The organism is Phascolarctobacterium faecium DSM 14760 (assembly GCF_003269275.1).
GTDB lineage: Bacteria > Bacillota > Negativicutes > Acidaminococcales > Acidaminococcaceae > Phascolarctobacterium > Phascolarctobacterium faecium.
On record NZ_QLTS01000001.1, the window covers coordinates 725,213 to 746,695 of the forward strand.

At 44.0% G+C, this 21,483-nt stretch carries 19 protein-coding genes; 4 read left to right on the plus strand and 15 right to left on the minus strand.

Annotated features, from left to right (window positions below):
• From aroC to nadD, 13 genes are all read right to left on the minus strand, one after another.
• On the minus strand, positions 1 to 1,098 hold the full coding sequence (gene aroC, locus C8D73_RS03545; protein WP_113077305.1) for a chorismate synthase: 1,098 nt from the start codon (positions 1,096 to 1,098) through the stop codon (positions 1 to 3).
• A complete protein-coding gene (aroA, locus tag C8D73_RS03550) occupies positions 1,095 to 2,408 on the minus strand; it encodes a 3-phosphoshikimate 1-carboxyvinyltransferase (RefSeq protein WP_113077306.1) in 1,314 nt (437 codons plus the stop codon). The genes aroC and aroA overlap by 4 nt, the downstream gene beginning before the upstream one ends.
• Positions 2,409 to 2,416: 8 nt before the next feature.
• The gene (gene aroB / locus C8D73_RS03555) at positions 2,417 to 3,478 is read right to left on the minus strand and encodes a 3-dehydroquinate synthase (RefSeq protein WP_113077307.1); all 1,062 of its coding nucleotides are present in this window, start codon (positions 3,476 to 3,478) and stop codon (positions 2,417 to 2,419) included.
• Entirely contained in the window at positions 3,478 to 4,350 is an 873-nt protein-coding gene (locus tag C8D73_RS03560; protein ID WP_231997953.1) for a prephenate dehydrogenase, read from the minus strand. The genes aroB and C8D73_RS03560 overlap by 1 nt, the downstream gene beginning before the upstream one ends.
• Before the next feature lie 108 nt (positions 4,351 to 4,458).
• Positions 4,459 to 5,472, minus strand: a complete 1,014-nt coding sequence (aroF, locus tag C8D73_RS03565; protein WP_021717305.1) for a 3-deoxy-7-phosphoheptulonate synthase — start codon at positions 5,470 to 5,472, stop codon at positions 4,459 to 4,461.
• Between the two features lie 48 nt (positions 5,473 to 5,520).
• Positions 5,521 to 6,534, minus strand: a complete 1,014-nt coding sequence (gene aroF / locus C8D73_RS03570; RefSeq protein ID WP_021717304.1) for a 3-deoxy-7-phosphoheptulonate synthase — start codon at positions 6,532 to 6,534, stop codon at positions 5,521 to 5,523.
• Positions 6,535 to 6,932: 398 nt separating this feature from the next.
• The gene (locus tag C8D73_RS03575) at positions 6,933 to 7,679 is read right to left on the minus strand and encodes a sulfite exporter TauE/SafE family protein (protein WP_021717303.1); all 747 of its coding nucleotides are present in this window, start codon (positions 7,677 to 7,679) and stop codon (positions 6,933 to 6,935) included.
• Between the two features lie 87 nt (positions 7,680 to 7,766).
• Positions 7,767 to 10,604 (minus strand): ATP-binding protein, encoded by a 2,838-nt coding sequence (locus C8D73_RS03580; protein ID WP_113077308.1) that lies wholly within the window; start codon positions 10,602 to 10,604, stop codon positions 7,767 to 7,769.
• A 150-nt stretch (positions 10,605 to 10,754) separates the two neighbouring features.
• Positions 10,755 to 11,660 carry a CvfB family protein gene (locus C8D73_RS03585; RefSeq protein WP_021717301.1) on the minus strand — a complete coding sequence of 302 codons (906 nt, stop codon included), beginning with the start codon at positions 11,658 to 11,660 and terminating at the stop codon, positions 10,755 to 10,757.
• Positions 11,653 to 12,015, minus strand: a complete 363-nt coding sequence (rsfS, locus tag C8D73_RS03590; protein WP_113077309.1) for a ribosome silencing factor — start codon at positions 12,013 to 12,015, stop codon at positions 11,653 to 11,655. Before rsfS ends, C8D73_RS03585 begins: the two co-directional genes overlap by 8 nt.
• Positions 12,016 to 12,028: 13 nt before the next feature.
• Positions 12,029 to 13,021: an LCP family protein gene (locus C8D73_RS03595; RefSeq protein WP_021717299.1), complete on the minus strand. Its 993-nt coding sequence runs from the start codon at positions 13,019 to 13,021 to the stop codon at positions 12,029 to 12,031.
• 9 nt (positions 13,022 to 13,030) lie between these two features.
• Entirely contained in the window at positions 13,031 to 13,618 is a 588-nt protein-coding gene (gene yqeK, locus C8D73_RS03600; protein ID WP_231997951.1) for a bis(5'-nucleosyl)-tetraphosphatase (symmetrical) YqeK, read from the minus strand.
• Between the two features lie 23 nt (positions 13,619 to 13,641).
• Positions 13,642 to 14,250: a nicotinate-nucleotide adenylyltransferase gene (nadD, locus tag C8D73_RS03605; protein ID WP_113077310.1), complete on the minus strand. Its 609-nt coding sequence runs from the start codon at positions 14,248 to 14,250 to the stop codon at positions 13,642 to 13,644.
• 192 nt (positions 14,251 to 14,442) lie between these two features.
• Here nadD and C8D73_RS03610 point away from each other — a divergent pair, with 192 nt between their 5' ends.
• The 4 genes from C8D73_RS03610 (at position 14,443) to C8D73_RS03625 (ending at position 19,385) form a co-directional block, all read left to right on the plus strand.
• Positions 14,443 to 15,396: an ABC transporter substrate-binding protein gene (locus C8D73_RS03610; protein ID WP_113077311.1), complete on the plus strand. Its 954-nt coding sequence runs from the start codon at positions 14,443 to 14,445 to the stop codon at positions 15,394 to 15,396.
• A 5-nt stretch (positions 15,397 to 15,401) separates the two neighbouring features.
• A complete protein-coding gene (locus tag C8D73_RS03615) occupies positions 15,402 to 16,397 on the plus strand; it encodes a FecCD family ABC transporter permease (RefSeq protein WP_346265865.1) in 996 nt (331 codons plus the stop codon).
• Positions 16,394 to 17,194: an ABC transporter ATP-binding protein gene (locus tag C8D73_RS03620; RefSeq protein ID WP_113077313.1), complete on the plus strand. Its 801-nt coding sequence runs from the start codon at positions 16,394 to 16,396 to the stop codon at positions 17,192 to 17,194. Before C8D73_RS03615 ends, C8D73_RS03620 begins: the two co-directional genes overlap by 4 nt.
• Before the next feature lie 169 nt (positions 17,195 to 17,363).
• Positions 17,364 to 19,385 carry a TonB-dependent receptor plug domain-containing protein gene (locus C8D73_RS03625; RefSeq protein WP_113077314.1) on the plus strand — a complete coding sequence of 674 codons (2,022 nt, stop codon included), beginning with the start codon at positions 17,364 to 17,366 and terminating at the stop codon, positions 19,383 to 19,385.
• 173 nt (positions 19,386 to 19,558) lie between these two features.
• Here the strand turns inward: C8D73_RS03625 and C8D73_RS03630 are convergent, their stop codons facing one another.
• Together C8D73_RS03630 and C8D73_RS03635 are read right to left on the minus strand one after the other, a co-directional pair.
• A complete protein-coding gene (locus tag C8D73_RS03630; protein WP_021717296.1) occupies positions 19,559 to 20,257 on the minus strand; it encodes a Bax inhibitor-1/YccA family protein in 699 nt (232 codons plus the stop codon).
• Between the two features lie 64 nt (positions 20,258 to 20,321).
• On the minus strand, positions 20,322 to 21,260 hold the full coding sequence (locus tag C8D73_RS03635) for a hemagglutinin repeat-containing protein (protein WP_170123161.1): 939 nt from the start codon (positions 21,258 to 21,260) through the stop codon (positions 20,322 to 20,324).
• Between the last annotated feature and the right edge of the window lie 223 nt (positions 21,261 to 21,483).

The window sequence follows — 21,483 nt, forward strand, 5'->3', positions numbered from 1 at the left end:
TCACACCTCACCGTCAATATCAGCAGTCAACAGCATATCTAAAACAGTCCAGGCCGTAACACCTTCCACGACAGGTACTGCCCGCTGCACGATACAGGGATCATGACGACCTTTAATTTCCAATACCGTATTCGTATGCTCAGACACATTTATCGTTTTCTGCGGCAGGGAAATCGAAGGCGTTGGCTTGAACCCTACCTTGAATACAACAGGCATGCCATTGGTAATCCCACCCAAAATACCGCCGTTATTATTAGTTTCAGTTCGCACAGAATCTCCATCATAATACAGCGGATCATTAGCCTGTGAACCGGTGCTGCGGCAGAAACCGAAGCCCATACCAAACTCCAGCCCCTTTACCGCCGGAATAGAAAACAGCACATGTGCCAGACGGCTTTCCAGTGAATCAAAAAATGGTTCGCCCAAACCAGCCGGCAAATTAAGCGCCATGCACTCAATACTGCCGCCAATAGAATCCTGACGCTCACGCGCTTCCAAAATCAGCGCCTGCATCTCTGCCCCACGTACATCGTCCAATACGGCAAATTCCTTCTGCCGCAGACTCATCAATAATTCAGTCTCTTCTCCCAATGGGTCAAACTTCCTGTCAAAAATCTCACCCACATTATTGATATGTGCCCCTATAACAATGCCATACCGAGCCAGAGCCTGCTTGGCAACAGCTCCCATAAAAACCAGCGGCGCAGTCAGTCGTCCGGAAAAATGCCCGCCGCCACGGTAATCATTGAAGCCTTTATATTTGATCTTACCGGAATAATCAGCATGCCCCGGTCTCATATTATCTTTTAGAATACTGTAATCCTTAGAATGACTATCGCTGTTAGGGATCAGCGCACACAAAGGTGTCCCCGTCGTCCGCCCTTCAAAAACACCACTCTGGATCAAAAAAGCGTCTTTTTCCTGACGCTGTGTCGAAAGCAGATTGCGGCCCGGAGCACGCCTTTCCATCTCGCGTTTAATAAAATCAATATCAATTCCCAGCCCCGGTGGCAACCCGTCAATCACAAGACCAATAGAAGCACCATGGGATTCGCCGAAAATCGTCATTTTTATTTTTCTGCCATAAACACCGCTCATATACTTTCACCCGTTCCCACAGTTTTGATCATTCCGCCTAAGGCTGTAAAATCCTGCCAAAATTCAGGATATGATTTTTGAACACATTCGCTGCCACTAATAATAACCGCCTTTTCGCAAACCAGACTCGCTACCGCTAAACTCATCGCGATGCGGTGATCGTTCCAGGAATCAACGCAGCCGCCCTGCAGACCTTCCGGCCGCCCATTGATAATCAGCCCGTCAGACAGTTCTGTAACTGCAGCTCCCAGTTTATTCAATTCACTGGTCATCGCTGCCAGACGGTCACACTCTTTAATACGCAGCCGTCCTGCATTGATGATTTCAGTTGTACCTTCACTGACCGCTGCCAGTACCGTTAAGACAGGAATGATATCAGGACAGTCTGCCGCATCGATAACTACACCATTAGTCGACGCACTCGAGGCCGTATGATTACCTTCGGCATCACAGGTTATTTTTCCTCCCATCCGGTTGATAATATCCGCAACGACCATATCCCCCTGCAACGAGTCCCTGTTTAGTCCAGTACAGGTAATCTGCCTGCCCAGCGTGCCGGCTACAAGCCAGAACGCCGCCTGAGACCAGTCACCTTCCACCATGTTCCTGCCGCAGCGATACTTCTGACCGCCGCCGATATGATATTTATAATAATTTTCGTGTTCGATAACGATTCCGTATTTTGCCAGACACGACAAGGTCAGATCCACATAGCTCTGCGACTCCAGTGCAGAAGTAATTTTCAAAACAGAATCGCCTGCAAGCAGCGGCAAAGCAAACAGCAGACCGCTGATAAACTGCGAGCTGACATTACCGGGAAGCTCGTAATCGCCGCTTTTCAGCACACCGTTCACCGTCAAAGGCAAATACCCGTTAGAGGCAGTTGTATAAGACAGCCCCTGCCTGTCAAAAATATCATAATAAGCCTGCAGCGGACGCGTTACCAGCTTTCCGTGACCAGTAAATGTCAGCGGCTCACCGCACAATGCCCCCAGAGGGATCATAAACCTCAATGTCGAACCTGATTCTCCGCAATCGACAGTACTTTGCGAAACTCGTACATTACCACTGCCATTAATAGCCAAAGCTGTGCGTCCTGATCTTTCTGAAGGAACTTTTTGAAAACCGATCCCCAATGCAGTCAGACAGCGTAGAGTAGCTTCCATATCGTCAGACATACTGATATTATCAACAATACTGGTTCCCGCCGACAGTCCGGCACAGATAATTTCCCTGTGCCCCATGCTTTTAGATGACGGCACGCAAACACTGCCGTTGAGCTTTGCCGGTGTAATCTTCAATGTCGTCATGCGCTCTCCTATCCAATATAGGCAGGTATATCCTGCCAGTCTATTTTATGCAGGCGTCCGACGCCTATTTTTTCAATAATTACCAGGTTAATTTTTTTACCGCTCTTTTTTTTATCCAAAGCCATTGCCTGTAAAATTTCCTGAGCATCAAATACTGCAGTTACCGGCAAAGCAAACTTTTTCAGTACGCGGCTCAACTCCTCTGCAGTACCTGCTGCCGTAAGTCCCAGCTTCTCCGTTTGACGCGTCATTTGTACCATACCGATGCCAACGCCTTCACCGTGAGTATAAGTAGTAAAACCGCAGCATTTTTCAATAGCATGTCCGATAGTATGCCCAAAATTCAACAGCATACGTTCTCCTGTGTCAAATTCGTCTTTTTCAACGATCCGCGCCTTGATATTACAGCAGGTCTCAATAATACTGTCCGCCTGCTCCAGCAGCTCCTGATCACTTTTAACAGCAGCGATCTGAGCAAACAGACCGGCATCGCGAATACAGCCGTATTTGATCGCCTCAGCCAAACCATCATGCAAAAACCGCAGCGGTAAAGTTTTCAATAAATCCGGATCTATAAATACTGCTTTTGGCTGATAAAAGCTGCCTGCCAGATTTTTGCCTGACGGCAGGTCAATAGCCACCTTGCCTCCTACGCTGCTGTCGATCTGCGCTAAAAGCGAGGTCGGTACCTGAATAAAATCAATGCCGCGCAAAAAGGTAGCTGCCGCAAATCCGCCTAAATCGCCCGGCACACCACCGCCCAAAGTCAGGATCAAATCACTGCGCGTCAAGCCTGCCCGTGCCAGTTCGTCATAAACCTGACCCAGCACAGTTAAATTTTTACTTTGCTCACCGGCGGCAAAAACTATCCTCGTAACCTCAAACCCGCTGGCAGCCAGGCTGCGTTCCAGCCTCTCGCCATATAAGGGATCTACGTTGCTGTCGCTGATGATTGCCGCTTTTACCGCCTGAGAAAGCACTCTGGCCTTTGCCCCGATCTGATCCAGCAGCCCGGCTGCGATTTCAATATTATATGTTTTCTCACCTAACGCTACTGTAATCGTACGCATCAGTACAAATCCTTTCTTTTAATCGCAGCTTCCCGCATCATTTCCTGCAGGGCCTGCGCGTCGGCAGCTGTCAGCGCTTCGCGCCAGCGTTCCAACTGCTGGCTGAATGCAGCTAATTCCTGCAGAACGTTTTCCCGGTTCGCCAAAAACAAATCGCTCCATAAATACGGATTGATATCTGCGACCCTTGTTCCATCGCGAAAACTGCCGGCAATAAAATATTTCGTATTTTCATTATAAGAAGCACTGTTGATCAGCGCTACCGCTAAAGCATGAGGCAAATTACTGGTATAGGCGATAATGCGGTCATGCTCAACGGCATCAACCTGCACTACCTGCCCGCAGCCAATCGCGCCTGCAAAGCTGCTCAGCCATTCGATCGCCCCACTGCTGTTAAAAGCTGCCGGCACCACGATATAATTGGCACCGTCAAAAATCTCGGCCTGGGACATACCCAAACCGCTGCCTTGACGGCCGGCCATCGGATGCCCCGCAATAAATTCCATCCTTCCGGTAAGCAGTCGCTGCACGTCCTCAGGCAAGCTGCCTTTAATGCCTGTAGCATCGGTTATCAAAACATCACTCTGCAAAAAAGGCACCGCACTTTTTACAAAATCCAGCGTAGCTGCCGGATAAACCGAACAGATCACTACATCTGCCGCCTGCAGTCCTGGGCCTGCCCCACAAAGAGCTTCGTCGATAACAGCCTGTTCCTGAGCCTGCCGCAGCACCTTGCCGTCAGTATCGACACCGATGATCTTCTTTACGCCCAGGCGCCTCAGCGCTTTGGCATAAGAACCGCCGATAAGTCCCATACCTACCACAGCAAAAGTAAGCTGCTGCCAATCCGTGCTTCTAAAACCACTTTCCACTACGTTCACCTCGTTAAACTTTCTCCATTCTACAATCCTACGATAATTTGAACGGCTTCTTGTTTTTTATCAAGCAAACAGCCGTTTTTAACATTATTATACTATATCCTACATCTCTCTGCCGATTATTTGCGCAATGCCCTTCAATTCACCCATCAGGTGTGCAAAGCGTTCCGGCTTCAGTGATTGTGCCCCGTCACACAGTGCATGCTCGGGATCGTTATGTACCTCAATGATCAATCCGTCTGCACCGGCTGCGATAGCAGCTTTGGCCATCGGTTCAACCATCCACCACATGCCGGAAGCATGGCTCGGATCAATGACGATCGGTAAATGGCTTAGTTTTTTTACTGCCGGGATCGCGCTCAGATCCAAAGTATTACGGGTATAAGTTTCAAAGGTACGGATACCGCGTTCACACAAAATAACATTATCATTACCGCCGGCCATAATATACTCAGCCGACATGATCCATTCTTCTATCGTCGCTGATAAACCACGTTTCAGCAAAATTGGTTTATTTGTCTTGCCAAGCTCCTTCAAAAGCTCGAAATTCTGCATATTCCGGGCCCCTACCTGAATAACATCCACATCTTCCACGAAACGTTCGATTTTATCAGCTGACATGATTTCGGTAACGATCGGCAGGCCAGTTTCCTGTTTAGCGATTTTTAAGAGCTCCAATCCCTTTTCTTTCAATCCCTGGAAAGAATACGGTGAAGTACGCGGCTTGAAAGCTCCGCCCCTCAGCATAGCGGCTCCGCCGAGCTTTACCGACTTAGCAACGGAAATGATCTGCTCTTCGGTCTCTACCGAGCATGGACCGGCCATAACGATGATTTTTTTGCCGCCGATCTTGATCCCGTTGACATCCACTACGCTGTCTTCCGGATGGAACATCCTGTTTGCCCGTTTGAACGGCTCCTGCACACGCATGACCTTTTCTACCCAATCGTTAACGCGCAGCAGATTGATATCTAAAGTACTGGTATCTCCGATAACGCCCAGGATCGTCATATTCACGCCGACGATCTCATTGATCTGGAAGCCGTTATTGATCAGTCCGTTTTTAATCTTCTCACATTCCTGCATCGGTGCGCCTGGTTTCATTACAATAATCATTTTTGTTCTCTCCTTTTAATTTATATGGTTAAATTTAATTATAACCTGTTATAGCTCACGTCCAACGGCTCCTGCTATGATCTTCAGATCCTGCATCAACCTGCCGAAGCGTTCAGGTTTCAGGGATTGAGCTCCGTCACATAACGCATGCTCAGGATCATTATGCACTTCAATGATCAGTCCGTCAGCACCTACGGCTACTGCTGCCTTAGCCAGCGGCTCTACCATCCACCACATACCAGCCGCGTGGCTGGGGTCAACCACCACCGGCAAATGACTGAGTTTTTTTACTGCCGGGATCGCGCTCAGATCCAAAGTGTTGCGAGTATAATTTTCAAAGGTTCGGATACCACGCTCGCATAAAATAACACTATCATTACCGCCGGCCATAATGTATTCAGCCGACATCAGCCACTCCTCTATCGTCGCAGACAAACCGCGTTTCAGCAAAATCGGTTTATCTGTCTTGCCCAGCTCCTTCAAAAGCTCGAAATTCTGCATATTGCGGGCGCCTACCTGAATCACATCCACATCTTCTACAAAACGTTCGATCTTATCTGCTGACATAATTTCTGTAATGATCGGCAGCCCGGTAACAGCTTTAGCCTCCTTTAATAAATCCAGTCCGATTTCCTGCAGTCCCTGGAAAGAGTATGGAGAAGTACGCGGCTTAAAAGCGCCGCCACGCAGGATCGCAGCGCCCATTTGCTTCACATCCTCCGCCACGCCGATAATCTGTTCCCGCGTCTCTACTGAACAAGGGCCTGCCATTACCGTGATCTGTTTGCCTCCCACCTTCACCCCGCATACATCTACGATACTGTCTTCCGGGTGAAACATCCTGTTAGCACGTTTATAAGGCTCCTGCACACGCATAACCTTGTCAATGCAGTCATATACTCTCAGCTGATTCATATCGAAGGCAGCCGTATCGCCTACTACACCGAACAGGGTAAAATTAGCACCGCGGCTTTCATGGATCTGAAAACCCTTACCTTCCATCAAGCTTTTTACTCTCAATTCCTCTTCTGCGGGAATCCCCGGTTTCATTACTATAATCATTTATCTCCACTCCTTAATTTCATTTTTATTTACACAAGATAATAAAAAAAATCAGGCCTCGTAAGAGAGCCTGATTAAAAATTCATCTTCTTATTTACAGCAGCATATCTCAGCTACAGTATCGGCATCTGTTTACGGTAATAGAATTATGCAGTTTTGAGCAAGTAAAATAACCAGCGCTAAAATAAAAATAGCCCCGGCTAAAGTCAAAAGCATATTCATTTACCCAATTAGTTCTCAAAACAGATTCCACGATCAACCCACCTAATTTAAATTTCTTGTGTAAAACTTAATTGTTGTTATTTTAGACCCGTATCAAAAAGGTGTCAAGCAAAAGCATAAAATTCAAAAAAATTAATTTTTATGCACCGTCTATTGTAAACAATGTTACAACAAAATCAATGGAGCACACCGTTGATGCCACTTCCCAAAGTCATTACCCCGCCTATCAATACTACAAGCAGCGCAATGCGCTTAAATAAATGCTGATTGATACGGAAAAACATTTTTTCTCCCAGCCACCAGCCTAAAAGTACTGCCGGCAACACATACAGCGACAAAGCAATCAAATTTCCACCCTGAAATGTACCCGCAACAAAAAAACTGCCTAAAGTACAAAAACTGCCGATAGCAAAGATCCAGATCATATTGGCGCGCAGCAAATTTTTCTCCATATTCTCACTCAAAAAATATAAAGCGATCGGCGGCCCGCTGATACTGGTAGTCGCACTGAAAAAACCGCTTAAAAAACCAGCAGAAACACGTCCCAGCTTTTTATTTTTGACCTCAGGCACAAAATTTAATTCCATCAAAAGCGTTACAAGCAAAAGCGCTATCCCTAATAAAATCTTTAAATGATTAGCATCAGCCACTTTCAGCAGATACGCTCCGGGAATAATCCCCAACAGACTGCCGGCAGCTGTTATCAAAACTGTCGGCCACTCAAATTCTCCCCAGGTACGCCACATCATGATCACCCGCACAATAACACCGGCGATAATAACAAATACAACTGTCTCTTTCGGCCCCATGACCATCGTTAATACAGGAGCTGCGATCAGCGCAAAGCCAAAACCAGTTACAGTACTGAAAAAAGTAGCAGCAAATAATATCAACGAAGCAACTGTCAAGACAAAATAATCCATGGTTTCTCTCCGCTCTTTTCTGAAATAGATATCTGCATTATAACACAAAAAAGAAGCCCCTACAAAACGGAGCTTCTTCCAGTCGTCTTATTTCAGCCATTGACGTATTATTTTTTTCAAAAGCTTTAGTTCAAACGGCTTGGCTATGTGTGCATTCATCCCCGCGGCCAGCGCCATTTTCACGTCTTCCGAAAAAGCATTCGCAGTAATGGCAATAATCGGAATCCGGGCCGCATCACTGCGAGAAGCAGCTCTGATTGCTCTTGCCGCTTCATAGCCATTCATAGTTGGCATCTGGATATCCATAAAAATCAAATCATAATATCCTTCAGGCGCCGCCAGGAATTTTTCCAATGCTTCTGCACCATCACCAGCGGATTCACAAGTCAAGCCCAACAGCTTCAAAAACTCTAAAGCAATTTCCAGATTGATTGCATTATCCTCAACTACCAATACCCGTTTACCGCTATAATCAATATCAGCAGCATTTTCGTTATCACCGGCAGGTTGTTCATACTCGACCGCAACTCCGTTCTGACGCTGCACCTTCAGACAAACAGAAGCAGTGATCTTACTGCCCTTACCAACACAGCTCTCAACATCGATCGACCCGTTCATCAGTTTTGCCAGGTTCAAACTGATCGTCATGCCCAGACCAGTTCCCTGTATTTTACTGACCCGAGAATCTTCTGCTCTTATAAACGGCTCAAAAATACGCTCGATAAAACTTTGTTCCATCCCAATGCCGTTATCTTCTACAATAAAATCAAAAACAGCCAGATCATGCGGTAACGGCTTAACAGTAACCGTCAGCTTTACCACACCTTCATCAGGCGTATATTTAACGGCATTGGACAACAGATTAAGTAATATCTGCTGCAGTCTCAACGCGTCACCCAGCACAGTTATATTTTTCAGTGCCTCTGTTTCCACAATCAGCTGATGCCGTTTCTCCTCAACAGCAGGTTTAATGATATCTAATGCTTCCTCAACTTTTTCTTTTAATAAAAATGCTTCCGAGTTCAATTCTGTTTTGCCGCTTTCGATCTTCGACATATCCAGAACCTCATTCAACAGCTCCAGCATATGTTTGCCAGAAGTGACAATTTTTTTCAAATAATCATCTACATGATCTTTGTCGTCGCAATGTGCCGCTAAAGCCGCCAGCCCCATAATAGCATTCATCGGCGTTCTGATATCATGCGACATTTTTGAAAAGAATTCACTTTTGGCCTGATTGGCCTGTAAAGCCAGCTGATATGCGTCACTGATGATTTGTTTATTTGCTTCCTCCTGCATCGTGCGTTCATGGATATCGCGCATCGTCAAAAGCAGCCGTTCTTTTAATTTACCAAAATATGAAAGCTTAACTTCTTTATATCTGTACCCGTCTTTAGCGGATGAACGGAAATACAGCATAACAGCATCTTCCTGCTCCAGGCACTTCAGCAAACTATCAATACTCCAGCTTTTTAAATGCTCACAATCTTCTTCACAAACAAACTCTTTTATAAATACCGGCAGCTGTTCATTAATGCTGCCACGCAGCGGCAAACCGTAATGAGCGCAATAACCGGCAAAACGCATCACATAATCACCACTGTTTAAATCACAGATGCAAACAGCATCATAGTCATGTTCTATCGTAAAATTATAAATAGACTGCAACTCGATTTTTTCAAGCTCCATTCCTTTTTGCTCGCTGATATCCTCAATGATACCAATGACAAAAGTCGGCTGCTGCTGATCATCCCATGACATAACAGTCATTGTTACCCGCACCCAGCACTGCTTGTTCTTGTCACAGAATGTGGAAGATGCAGTTTTAGCCCCATTATGAATAGCTTCGTACATCGCATAGCAATCTGCCTTACTTTCACCGCTCACAAAATCTTCCACAAAGCTTTCCGGAATATTCCTGTATTCCATACTACAGTTAAAATATTTACTGGTTCTTACCGGCATAACTTCCAGACGTTTTTGCGGATAATAATAAAAATGGAAAATTTTTGTTCCTTCCAGAACCTGGCGCAGCAGTTCCTGAGTACCCTTATCCTGCTCCAGCAATTCCTGATTAAGCAGCTCCATCTGCTTTCTGTTATCAATATCCAGAAAAACACTTTGAATAACACGTTCTCCGTCAATATTTTTGATATATTCACCGCTGCCAATGATCCAGCAATAAGTACCATCGGCCCTCAGCGCCCGATATTCAAAAGACTGTTTCCCCTTGCCCAGCAGTATCGCGTTCATGCTCTGATATACTCTATCACAGTCTTCCGGCGCAGCCAGATCTTCTATCCGCCAGGATTTACGCTTCCAGAATTCTTCTTTTTCATAACCAAAAATCCTGATAGCTTCCATATTGGCATTTTGAAAAACAATACTTCCGTCAGCCTGTGGCCTGTATTGAACGATACCGCACAATACGGACTGAAACAGCTCGTCATAATAATCACGTTTACGTACAACTTCTATCAGCTGCCTGCTCTTTTCGATATTGGCCTGTCTTAAGACCTCAACATCGCTGGCATTCTGATGATAACCGCGAATATAATAAGCATTATCGTCTTCTTTATATAACTTGCCGCTGCAGCGAATAAAAATTGTGCCCCACCATGGATGCTTCCAGCGATACTGAACCTCTACCAGCCTTTTGGTCGTCAGCATCTGTTCAATATATTTCTGCACTATTTCCAGATCTTCTGCAAGCACGCCTTGCGCAAAATGTTTATAATTATCTTCCAGCGATAAACTCTTCTGCAGCCCTAAAAGTTCTAACATTTTATCATCGGCATACAGACGCACGTCAGTATTATTTTTGTTTATTTCCAAAAGCCATAAACCAATATTACTGATTTCCAATATTTCCTGCATCCAGCTGGAACTGTAAAAAATATCTTCTTTTAAGCCGCTAGAGTCCATAATAGTTCCTCTTTCTATTTCAAACTTCTTATTGTCTACATTATACCTTACTCTTAAACAATTTCCAATATTTGTTCTTTAAGAAATGTTTTTTAGCATCCACAAATAACGCGCAAAAAAAAAGACTCTCGCCCAAACGAGAGTCTTTACTTATTTTTCGCTTTGCAGTCCTTTTTCAGTCAGCATAGTCCAGCCTTCTTCCTGCACGATCAGGCCTTCCTTCATTAAATGCCCCAAAGCACGTTTGAAAGCTGCTTTACTGATACCAAATTTTTCCTTAATGATTTCCATCGGTGTAGTATCACAGTAAGGCATTTTACCATTCCGTTTATGTAAAAAATTTAAAATATCTTCCGCATCGGCGATCATAGCATTTTCTTTTTGCTGGCGTAAGGACAGATTTACCCTGCCATCCTCACGAATATAAGTAATGCGAGCCGTGATCTCCTGACCAAAATCCAAACGCCCGCCGGGAACTTCACTGCGATGCAGAAACGCCAAAAAGCGCTGATTAGTAAAAATGAAGAAGCCTTCCGGCAGGATATTATAGATAGTACCTGTCACGCTGTCGCCGACCTTGACACCAACAGCAGGTTTGGAAGCCTTCAGCATTTCTTCTTCCACCCGCATACTGACAGCAGGGCGTCCTGTTTTATCGCGATACAGCTTTATCCAGACCAGCTGACCCGGCGACACATGCCCTCGCATTTCGCTGTACGGCAAAAATACACCGCGTTCAGCGCCGATATCCACAAACCCGCCGTCCTTGGTCACACTTAAAACCTTAACGTAACCGATCTGCCCTTCGCGCATTTTCGGTAATTTCTGGCTCGCCGTCAAACGACCATGCGGATCTTTATACAAATAGACTTTAACTTCATCGCCAACATTGACCGCTTCCGTCTGCTGCAGCTTATGCAGCAGGATATCATCAGAAGTATCGCCCGTACCAGCGTCAAGGAAAGCGCCCATTTCGCCCAGACGTGCCACTTTTAAAGTAACAACGTCACCCGCACGATATTTAAGCTGCTTTGCCATGTCTTTTTCATCAGTCATTTTTGCTCTCCACAAATTCTTCCGACGGAGCATCAGCCCACAGTTGTTCCAGATTATAGAACTCGCGTTCTTCTTCAATAAAGATATGCGCAACACAATTACCATAATCCAACAAAATCCAACGACCTTCAGCATAGCCTTCTTTGTGAGTAACAAAAATGCCTGCCTCCGCCAATTTATCTTCGATATTGTCAGCAATAGCTTTAACTAGAATATTATTTCCAGCGCTGGCAATAATAAAATAATCAGTTACAGGAGAAATGTTCTCCATATTCAGCAGCAAAATATCCTTTGCTTTTTTATCGCAGGCTGCCGCCGCGATCTTGTGTGCAATTTCTTTAGTAGTAAAATCCATCTTTTCGCCTCCTTTATTCTTGTTCATCTTCATCATCTTTCATATAGGGAATGCCGATTTCGTCCAAAGATTTTTGAACTTCCTCGCGTGATGTAGCCCAATAGCTGATACCTTCTGTATCGTCAAAATTACCATACAGCATACCCGACTTGACCTTTTCGTCACCAAACAGCTTAAAGCTGTTTGCAGCCTTGATCATCGTCAAAGTGTTCATATCGGTCTCCACATGTCTGTCAACAGTCGAAAACAGCGCCGGGATCTTAGTCACCGTATCGATATTGAAAATCTGTGCTGCCGCCGCTTTCATAAACTTCTGCTGCCTTTGCACGCGGCCAATATCACCCAGCTCATCTTTGCGGAAACGCACATATTCGCCTGCCCGCTTACCGTCCAGATGCTGATAGCCATGTTTAATATCAATAACAAGATCGGCATAAGGATCTTCATAATACATATCCTTTTCCACATATAAATCAACGCCGCCGATCAGATCGATAACATCAATAAACGCACGCCAGTCCACTAAAACATAATAATGGATCGGTACCTGCAGCAGATTGGCTACCGTTTGCTTGGCCATCATCACACCGCCGTAAGCATAGGCTGCATTCAGCTTATCCCAACCAGCCCGGCCCGGGATCTGCACCTTGGTGTCACGCGGCAGCGAAAGCAGCGCAACCTTATTATCGCCGGGGTCAAAGCTGGCCAGCATCATCGCGTCAGTTCGCTTTGGTTCATCCGGAGCAGCATCACTGTCACCGTCATCTATACCCAAAAGCAAAATATTGATGCGCTTGTTCAATTTTTCATTTTGGGTTATCTTGTCGCTGGCACCAACAACATCAACCTTCGGCGGATTGATAAAATTGTCATAGATCCAGACTGTTCCCCAAAAAGCTCCCGTCAGCAGTACCGCCAAAACCAACAGTACAAATACCAGCCTGCCCCAACGTAATTTACGTTTCTTGCGGACAGGCCTGATTTCTCTATTTTCTTCCACAGACATTGGCATCTCCTACAAATTCAATTTAAGCCTTTTAAACTTAGCCGCCAATTCGTTATACCCCTCTATGCAATGAGGGTGTACCAAAAGGTCGTATTCCAGCAAATAACGTATCGTCTGCGCATAAGCCTTTATCATGGCCTGTTCCAGGTCAACCTTAGCCAGCCGGCGCATTTCCTCGATACCTGCAAAATCACGGGTCGGCTCCAGCAGATCAGCCAGATAGACAACCATCGCCATCTTGCTCATGCCTGCCGCACCAGTAGTATGAAAACGGATAGCATCCAAAATTTCCTGATCGGTAACGCCGTATTTTTCCCGGGCGTAATATACGCCCAGTTTGGCATGCAGTAAAATAGGCTGATTCCTTTCGACATCATCCATCGGTAAACCCAAAGCAATTGTATGCATCAAAAGATCACGCGTAGGTATCTCACGCCCGCAATCGTGCAGTAATGCCCCAACGCCAACCTTTTCCTTATCCAGTCCGTAAAAAACTGCCAGTTCAAGAGCAGTATCGTATACAGCCAAAGAATGTTTAAAACGCTTATGAGGCAAAGATGCTTTAAGAAGTTTTTTCATTTCTGTGATATCCAGCATGATAACAACTCCTCTCACTACCATTAAGACTGGTAGAGATGCTCCTCTAAAATATACTTTTCTACACTTTCCGGTACCAGACCCTTAATAGAAAGTCCTCGTCTGACACGTTCACGAATGCCAGTCGAAGAAATATCTACTTCAGGAGTATCCAAAAGTATAATTTTATTCTTAGCAGGCTCGCCAAAAAATTCGCAAACCTTGTCAATAGTCTGCCCATAACCGGGCCTGTCAGCAGCTATAAAAGTCACTTCTGCCAGCAATTCCCTGATGCGGTGCCAGGTGTTCAGCATCGGCACAGCGTCGGCACCAATAATAAAATACAGCTCATATTCTGAATAGCGGGCCTTTAACTCCATAACCGTATCATAAGTATAGGAAACTCCGCTGCGCTGCAATTCAATATCAGTAACTTCAAAATAAGGATAAGGCTCCGTTGCCAGCTCCGTCATCCGATAACGGTCAGCAGCAGGTGCAAACTCCAGACCAACCTTATGAGGCGCAATAAACGCAGGAACAAAAATTATTTTTTCCAAGCCCAAATGCTCGTAAATAAACTTGGCTGTCTGCAGATGCCCCAAATGAACAGGATCAAAAGTGCCGCCCATAATGCCAAGCTTTTTGCTCTTCACTCGTTTACCCACCTTCCTTATTATCACTATATTATACCAAAAACAGGCAAGCTTGCACAACTATATTAGAGATTTTGCAAAAAGGAAATTTTTTAATGCTATAATCTAAATATTTTTCGGCCGATATTGACAAAGATATAGCCTAATGTGGTATCCTAATAGTTAGCAAACGCTAACTATTAGGAGGCTTATATGAAAAAATTTGTATTAGCATTTTTTGTCTTACTTTTAGCCTTAACAGGCTATTTTTTATTTGCTCAAAGCGAATCAAAATTGAGCGGTCCAGGGACATTAACTGTTACCGACAGTATCGGAAAAACAGTTGTCATGCCGGAACACCCACAAAGAATAATATTTTTAAACCCCTCCAATCTAGAAATTTACACTGCTATCGGAGGAAAGGCGGCTGGAAAAGCCACCAGCGATTCCTATCCTGAAGACATAAAAGAACAAATCAAAGATATTCCCGATGTTGGAGCTATTTATGCCCCTCACGTCGAAAAAATAATGTCACTAAAGCCTGATCTCGTTATCGGCACTAACGTTCCATTTAACGTTTTGCTCATTGAACCATTCAAAAAAATCGGCGTTCCTGTTTACATCAACAGCATCACATCTTACGAAAATGTTTTAGATACCATTTCTTTTTACGGTCAAATAGCAGGCCATGAACAGCAAGCGCAAATCAAACGCGAAGAAATAGAAAAAAATTACTCAGCGCTTGTAAAAGATGCAGCTCCTGCTTCTGGTCCTAAAACAATGATCATCTTCGGTTCATCAGACAGCTTCAACATGGCTACATCTCAAAGCTTCAGCGGCGATCTTCTAAAACGCCTCGGTGGTCGTAACATCGCCGATGCCGCACCAGTCAAAGATTCAGCCTACGCACCTCTGAGCCTGGAATATATCGGCAAAGAAAATCCCGATCTTATCCTGATCATCACCATGGATCAGGGAACAAAAATTATTAAAAAGCTTAGAAACGACATGCAAAACAATGTTCTATGGCACGATATCAATGCCGTAAAAAAAGGCCACGTCTATGAACTGCCGTCAAACTTATTCCTGGTAAATCCAGGCACGCACACTATCGACGCTATGAAAATCATGAAGCAATATCTTGATAAAGCAGGTGGCAGCAATTGAACCCGATCAGCCTCGAAAAAAGAAATAAATTACGTATAATAATTTTCTGTGCTTTAGGCATATTTTTACTCCTCTCTTTCTTTATAAGTATTTCCTGCGGCGCTATAACGATCACCTATACTGATATATATACTGCACTTACAGGAGGTGGCACTGCTGATACTACCCGTATCGTCAACGTACTGCGTCTGCCGCGCACACTGGTCACAGCATTGACAGGGGCCAACCTGGCGCTTGCAGGCTGTATCCTGCAGGGCGTATTGCGCAACCCTCTGGCTGACCCCGGTATCATCGGTGTCAGTGCCGGAGCCGGGCTGTTTGCTATGTTCCTGATGATTTTAGCCCCCGAAGCAATGAACCTTGTACCTGCCGCCGCTTTTATCGGCGCTGTTTTATCTACTGGCCTGGTATTTTTCCTTGCCTGGGAAAAAGGCATCAATCCACTGCGTATGATTTTAGCCGGCGTAGCCATCGCCGCTTTTTTCGGTGGTGGTATGACTGCTTTGAGCGTATTTTATTCAGAACGTATACAGGGTACAGTCATGTGGATGGCAGGCGGATTTCAAGGCCACAGCTGGAGCCATGTCGAAATGATCCTGCCTTATAGTTTTATAGGTATTCTGGGAACACTTCTATGTGCAAGGCAGCTTAATGCCCTGCAGCTAGGCGAAGAAGTTGCAAAAAACCTTGGTATTCGTGTTGTACGTATCCGCACTCTGCTGATCATTCTTTCGGCTTTGCTGGCAGCATCAGCAGTCAGCGTAGCCGGTATGCTCGGTTTTGTCGGACTGATAGTCCCGCACATCATGCGTCTCATAGTTGGCTCTGACCATGAATATCTGCTGCCATGCTCGGCAATCAGCGGCGCAGTTATCGTAACCCTGGCAGATACTGCCGCACGCACCCTGTTCACTCCGCTGGAAGTACCGGTAGGTATTTTTATGTCATTCCTGGGCGCACCCTTTTTCCTGTATCTATTAAAACGGAGGATGAGAAAATGAATACCGCGGCAGCCACACTAAAAGCACAAAATATTACTCTGCAATATGGAGCTCATAAAATAATCGATGATCTGAATATCAGCTTTCCCAAACCCGAGATCGTATCTATCATTGGCCCCAACGGCAGTGGTAAATCCACCCTGTTAAAAGCACTCTGCCGGCTGCTCACGCCATATGCAGGTACAGTTTATCTGAACGGCAGCGATATTAACGCTATGAACACCGAAAGCGTAGCGCAGATAATTTCTGTACTGCCGCAATCCTCTCACGCTCCTTCCGACATAACTGTAGAAGAACTGATACGATATGGCCGTCTGCCCTACCAGAAATTCTTTGATTCACTAAAGAAAGAAGACCTTGCCGCAGTAGAAGAAGCGATAAAAATCACAGAACTGGATAAGTTCCGCAGCCGCTCTATCAATACACTTTCAGGCGGCGAACGCCAAAGAGCCTGGCTGGCAATGGCACTGGCCCAACAGCCGCAGCTCCTGCTTTTAGATGAACCTACTACCTATTTAGACGTACACCATCAGCTGGAATTGATGGAATTAGTAGTACGGCTGCATTACGAAAAACAGTTAACAGTCATTATGGTACTGCATGACCTTAACCATGCAGCTCGTTACAGCCAGCGTTTAGTCGCTGTCAAAAACGGCCAAATAGTTGCAGACGGGCAAGTAAGTGAAGTTTTTACCGAGCCAGTCATCGAACATCTTTATGACGTAAAAGCTCTGATCACCACTCTGCAAAAGGACGAAAACTGTTATCCTGTCTGCTTCCCCTACACTGTTTCGTAAAAATTACAAATAAAGTTAGCTAAAGCTAACTTTATTATTGACAAAATTGTGAAGTTATGTAATAATCAACGTGGTTAGCGATCGCTAACCACGTTTTTGTTTATGAGGCCAATTTATAAATACCTCATAGCAAATAAATATATTTCCATACGTAAGGGAGTGTAATGAGATGGGTAGTTTTAAGAAAAACAGGGAGGTATTATTAGCCCTATGTCTATGCAGCGCACTCGTCAATAATGTCTACGCTGCGGAAACAAGCAAAAGTCAGAACGACTTGGAAAAATACGTTCTGGACGAATATGTTGTAACAGCCACCAAAACAGCATTATCTGAAAAGAAAGTCCCAATGGCAACAGAAGTCATCACCCAGGAAAAAATCAAAAATCTTGGCGCCTACAGTGTCCGTGATGCTTTAAGAATGTCTATTGGTCTTGACGTTCAGGAAACCGGAATGACCGGTAATGTTGTTCAAATCAGAGGCATGAATAATTCCCACGCTTTGATTTTGATCGACGGCAGACGGATGGCAGGTGAAAACACCAGTGTTACAGCTAACGTATACGAACTGAGCCGTATCAATATCAACGACGTGGAACGTATAGAAATAGTTCGCGGCCCCGGCAGCGCACTATACGGCAGCGACGCTATGGGCGGTGTCATCAACATTATCACTAAAAAAGCAACCGATCCCAGCGCGAGCATCGGCGTATATACAGGTTCCAAAGAAATGGGAACCAATATGACCTACGCTTCAGGAAAACAAGGAAATCTTAGCTTTAAAATTAGTGGTAATCTTGAAGATATCCGCAAACAAGTATCAAAGTCAGATGGCGTCAGCACAAACATGTACGGTCCACGACGCTACCTTAACCTTTCTGCAAACTACGACCTTGGCAAAAACAGAGGCCTCGACTTTGACGCCTCTTTTATGAAAGAACAGTTTACAGCCTTTGATTCCAGCAATATCGAATGGTATAACAATAATCGTTCTGATTACAGCATAAATTATTACGGTAAAGATGACAAAAACAATTATAATATCAGGGCTTACTATAATACATTAAAAAAGGCAAACCAAAAACGTCCCAGTTCTAACTGGAATGGCATCGACTGGACAGACTGGGATCGCAGCGAATACAACACTTTAGTTATCGAAGGAAAAAATTCTTCTAAATTGACAGATCAGCATACCTTGACATACGGCGCAGAATACAGCAATCTTGGTAATAAAGGAACTCGTCTAGGCGCCGGCGGGGACAAAGTTTACCAAGATACTCTCTACGGAATAAGCAAATATGGTTCCGAGAAAAATCTGGAAACCTATTCAGCTTATATCCAGGACGAATGGCAAATCAACGACCGTTTCTTCGTGGTTCCTTCCATCCGTTTTGATAACCACAGCAGCTTCGGAAGCCATGTTTCCCCTAAAATAGGCAGCACTTATAATTTAAGCGACAACAGCCGTTTAAAAATCAACTACGGCAAAGGTTATCGCGCGCCAAGCATTGCCGAGCTCTATTATTCAATGGATCGAACCATGGGATCTATGCGCGTCCAGGTTTTGGGAAACCCTGATCTGGAACCAGAAGAATCGACTTCTTTTGACATCAGTATCGAAGGCGAAAAAGGCAAAGCTTTTACTAAACTCGGATATTTCCATAACAACGTAAAAAACCTTATTGAAAGCGGCTCTGTGCAGACTATCATTGGTCCCGGTATGCCGCCTTCAATAATTATGAGAACACAATACGAAAACATTTCTGAAGCAGAGATCGACGGTATTGAAGGGGAAGTTGGTTACAGTTTTAATAATAACTGGCAAGTCAAAGCAACCTATACTTATTTAGACGCCCGTGACAAATCAGATAACAGCTTTTTAAACGGACGCGCAAAACACAACGGTACGGTACAATTAGTTTACAGCGACAATAAACCAAATCCATTAACAGCAACCTTGTGGAGCCAGTGGTATGTAGACTATTTATCCAGAACCACCAATAACAGCATAACTTATGATAACGAATATACCTATAACACTCTTAATTTTATCGTCAACAAACAGTTTACTAAAAACTTCCGAGCCTATGCCGGCGTCGATAATATTTTTGATAAAACCTTCAATATTGACGATAATCATGCTTACGATATTGATGGCCGTACCTGGCGTCTTGGAGCTGAATGGACATTCTAATCAGAAGATACCTATTTAATACTTCATTGGATACTCTAACTATTTTCAACTTTTATAACTGCTGAACAAATAAAAACAGCTGACCCTAAAATAAAGGTCAGCTGTTTTTTACATTCACCAACAAAATCTCCCGCATCTATAAACAATCTATCTGTTATCAAAACATGCAACTTTTAACGCTTCTTACCAAAAATCTGCAGCAACCGTAAAAACAAGTTAATAAAATCCAAATACAAAGTCAAAGCACCCAGCACCGCAAATTTAGCAATACTGCTTTCATCGTCATCTATGCTGTGAGCGATTTTTTTAAGCTTTTGCATATCGTAAGCAGTAAGGCCAACAAAGATAACGATCCCCACATAAGTAAGAATCCACATCATAGTGTCATTTTTCAAAAACATATTGACGACCGAAGCGATGATCAGACCAATCAAAAGCATAAACAAGATACTGCCCATTTTGCTTAAATCCTTTTTAGTGACATAACCAAAAAGAGCGGTGGCGCCAAAAGTACCTGCCGTTATCCCAAAAGTCGTTGCAATGGACTCCTGCGTATACATAAGAAAAATTGCCGACAGTGTAACGCCGGTTACAGCTGAATAAACAAAAAACAAAAAGCTGGCCATACTCGCACTCAGCGAATTGATTTTGCTGCTGATGATCATAACCAATACGATCGGCGCAAACAAAAACGCATAAAACGTTATTTGACTGCCAAAGATCAGATTTAACAATGCCGGAGAATGTGCCGTATAATAGGCGACTATCCCCGTTGATAAAAGTCCAAAAAACATCCACCCATAAACCTGGGCAAAAAAGCTTTGTACAATACTTGTACGCTTAACTGATTCCACATATGATTGATTTTCCATAAATTTACCCTCCTTAAAATACTAATTATATAATACTAAAAATACTCCACTTTTCCAAATTTAGTTAATTGCAAAAAAACATACATTGATTAACCAAAGCACTGATTTCTTTCCCAATAATTTTATTGGAACTAACTGTGCTGTTCGTATGTGTAGTGCCATTTTCTTTTACTTCGCCTTTATACTTGGAATAACCGGCATTAATATCGCTGATTCCAGACGTGTTGATACTGACCCCTATACTGCCGCTGCTGGCTTTGGAGTCTGAACTAGACGTATTTATATTTTTGCCGGATGTAATATTGACATCGCCTTTTGCAGCAAGACTGACATCTTCGCCGCTGACATCACTGCCTTTGATGTTGATATCTTTTTCAGAAGCAGTGATGTTGACATTGCCGTCGGCTTTGACTGTGCTGCCCTGAACAATAGTTGTACTACTACTAGATTCAGTTTTTGACTTTTGGCTGCCGATGCTGATATTAAGGCTAAAATCATCAGCATTGAAGCCATCTTTTAACCCGTCCTTAGTTTGATTCAAAACGCTGTCTTTTCCACTTTTGGTCAGGTCGTTTACTTCTTTGCCAACGATCAGCGCTTTTAAGCAATCGTCTTTAACGCTGTCTGCTTTTTTGATGGTATCATGTACGCTCTCGGCTACTGATAACGCAGGTGTGGTGAGCGACACCGTTAAGCCGCTCTTTTTATATTCGTGTTTTTCCTGGGCGTTGTAGGTGTTGTCGGCGCTTTCGATAGTGACGTTTTGCCCGGTCAGGTTGATGTCTTTGCCTGCCAGCACATCGCTGGCACAGATGCTTACGTCTTTACCTGCTTCGACATTGACGCTGCCCTTGATACTGCCGACAGTGCTGCCAGCCTGTTCAATGATCGTTAATTTTAATAAAAAAGTTTTTTGTGATTTTTTAATCAAAAATTTAACAGAATAGAATATCCCAACAAGTAAAATCAACATCCAAATATACGGTGGAAAAATATGCAGCAATTTTAATCCTCCAGTTATCAGCATCCCGAAAAACATTGTTCTTACCTATCGCTTTTCACTTACATATTTGAGTTGTAAGTGTTATCTAAACAATAAAAACATTAAAAATATTATTACAAAAAGAAATTCTAAAATTTCTAAGATTTTATTTTTTAAAGGTCTACTTTGATAATCTTTTTCTTTGTAATTCTTATAATACAAAATACTAGTAAAAAATATTATT

Bases quoted from the DNA above. Each gene is read 5' to 3' on its own strand.
- aroC (WP_113077305.1), bottom strand. From the start codon at position 1,098: ATGAGCGGTGTTTATGGCAGAAAAATAAAAATGACGATTTTCGGCGAA.
- aroA (WP_113077306.1), bottom strand. From the start codon at position 2,408: ATGACGACATTGAAGATTACACCGGCAAAGCTCAACGGCAGTGTTTGC.
- aroB (WP_113077307.1), bottom strand. From the start codon at position 3,478: ATGCGTACGATTACAGTAGCGTTAGGTGAGAAAACATATAATATTGAA.
- aroF (WP_021717305.1), bottom strand. From the start codon at position 5,472: ATGATTATTGTAATGAAACCAGGCGCACCGATGCAGGAATGTGAGAAG.
- aroF (WP_021717304.1), bottom strand. From the start codon at position 6,534: ATGATTATAGTAATGAAACCGGGGATTCCCGCAGAAGAGGAATTGAGA.
- C8D73_RS03575 (WP_021717303.1), bottom strand. From the start codon at position 7,679: ATGGATTATTTTGTCTTGACAGTTGCTTCGTTGATATTATTTGCTGCT.
- C8D73_RS03580 (WP_113077308.1), bottom strand. From the start codon at position 10,604: ATGGACTCTAGCGGCTTAAAAGAAGATATTTTTTACAGTTCCAGCTGG.
- C8D73_RS03585 (WP_021717301.1), bottom strand. From the start codon at position 11,660: ATGACTGATGAAAAAGACATGGCAAAGCAGCTTAAATATCGTGCGGGT.
- rsfS (WP_113077309.1), bottom strand. From the start codon at position 12,015: ATGGATTTTACTACTAAAGAAATTGCACACAAGATCGCGGCGGCAGCC.
- C8D73_RS03595 (WP_021717299.1), bottom strand. From the start codon at position 13,021: ATGTCTGTGGAAGAAAATAGAGAAATCAGGCCTGTCCGCAAGAAACGT.
- yqeK (WP_231997951.1), bottom strand. From the start codon at position 13,618: ATGCTGGATATCACAGAAATGAAAAAACTTCTTAAAGCATCTTTGCCT.
- C8D73_RS03610 (WP_113077311.1), top strand. From the start codon at position 14,443: ATGAAAAAATTTGTATTAGCATTTTTTGTCTTACTTTTAGCCTTAACA.
- C8D73_RS03620 (WP_113077313.1), top strand. From the start codon at position 16,394: ATGAATACCGCGGCAGCCACACTAAAAGCACAAAATATTACTCTGCAA.
- C8D73_RS03625 (WP_113077314.1), top strand. From the start codon at position 17,364: ATGGGTAGTTTTAAGAAAAACAGGGAGGTATTATTAGCCCTATGTCTA.
- C8D73_RS03630 (WP_021717296.1), bottom strand. From the start codon at position 20,257: ATGGAAAATCAATCATATGTGGAATCAGTTAAGCGTACAAGTATTGTA.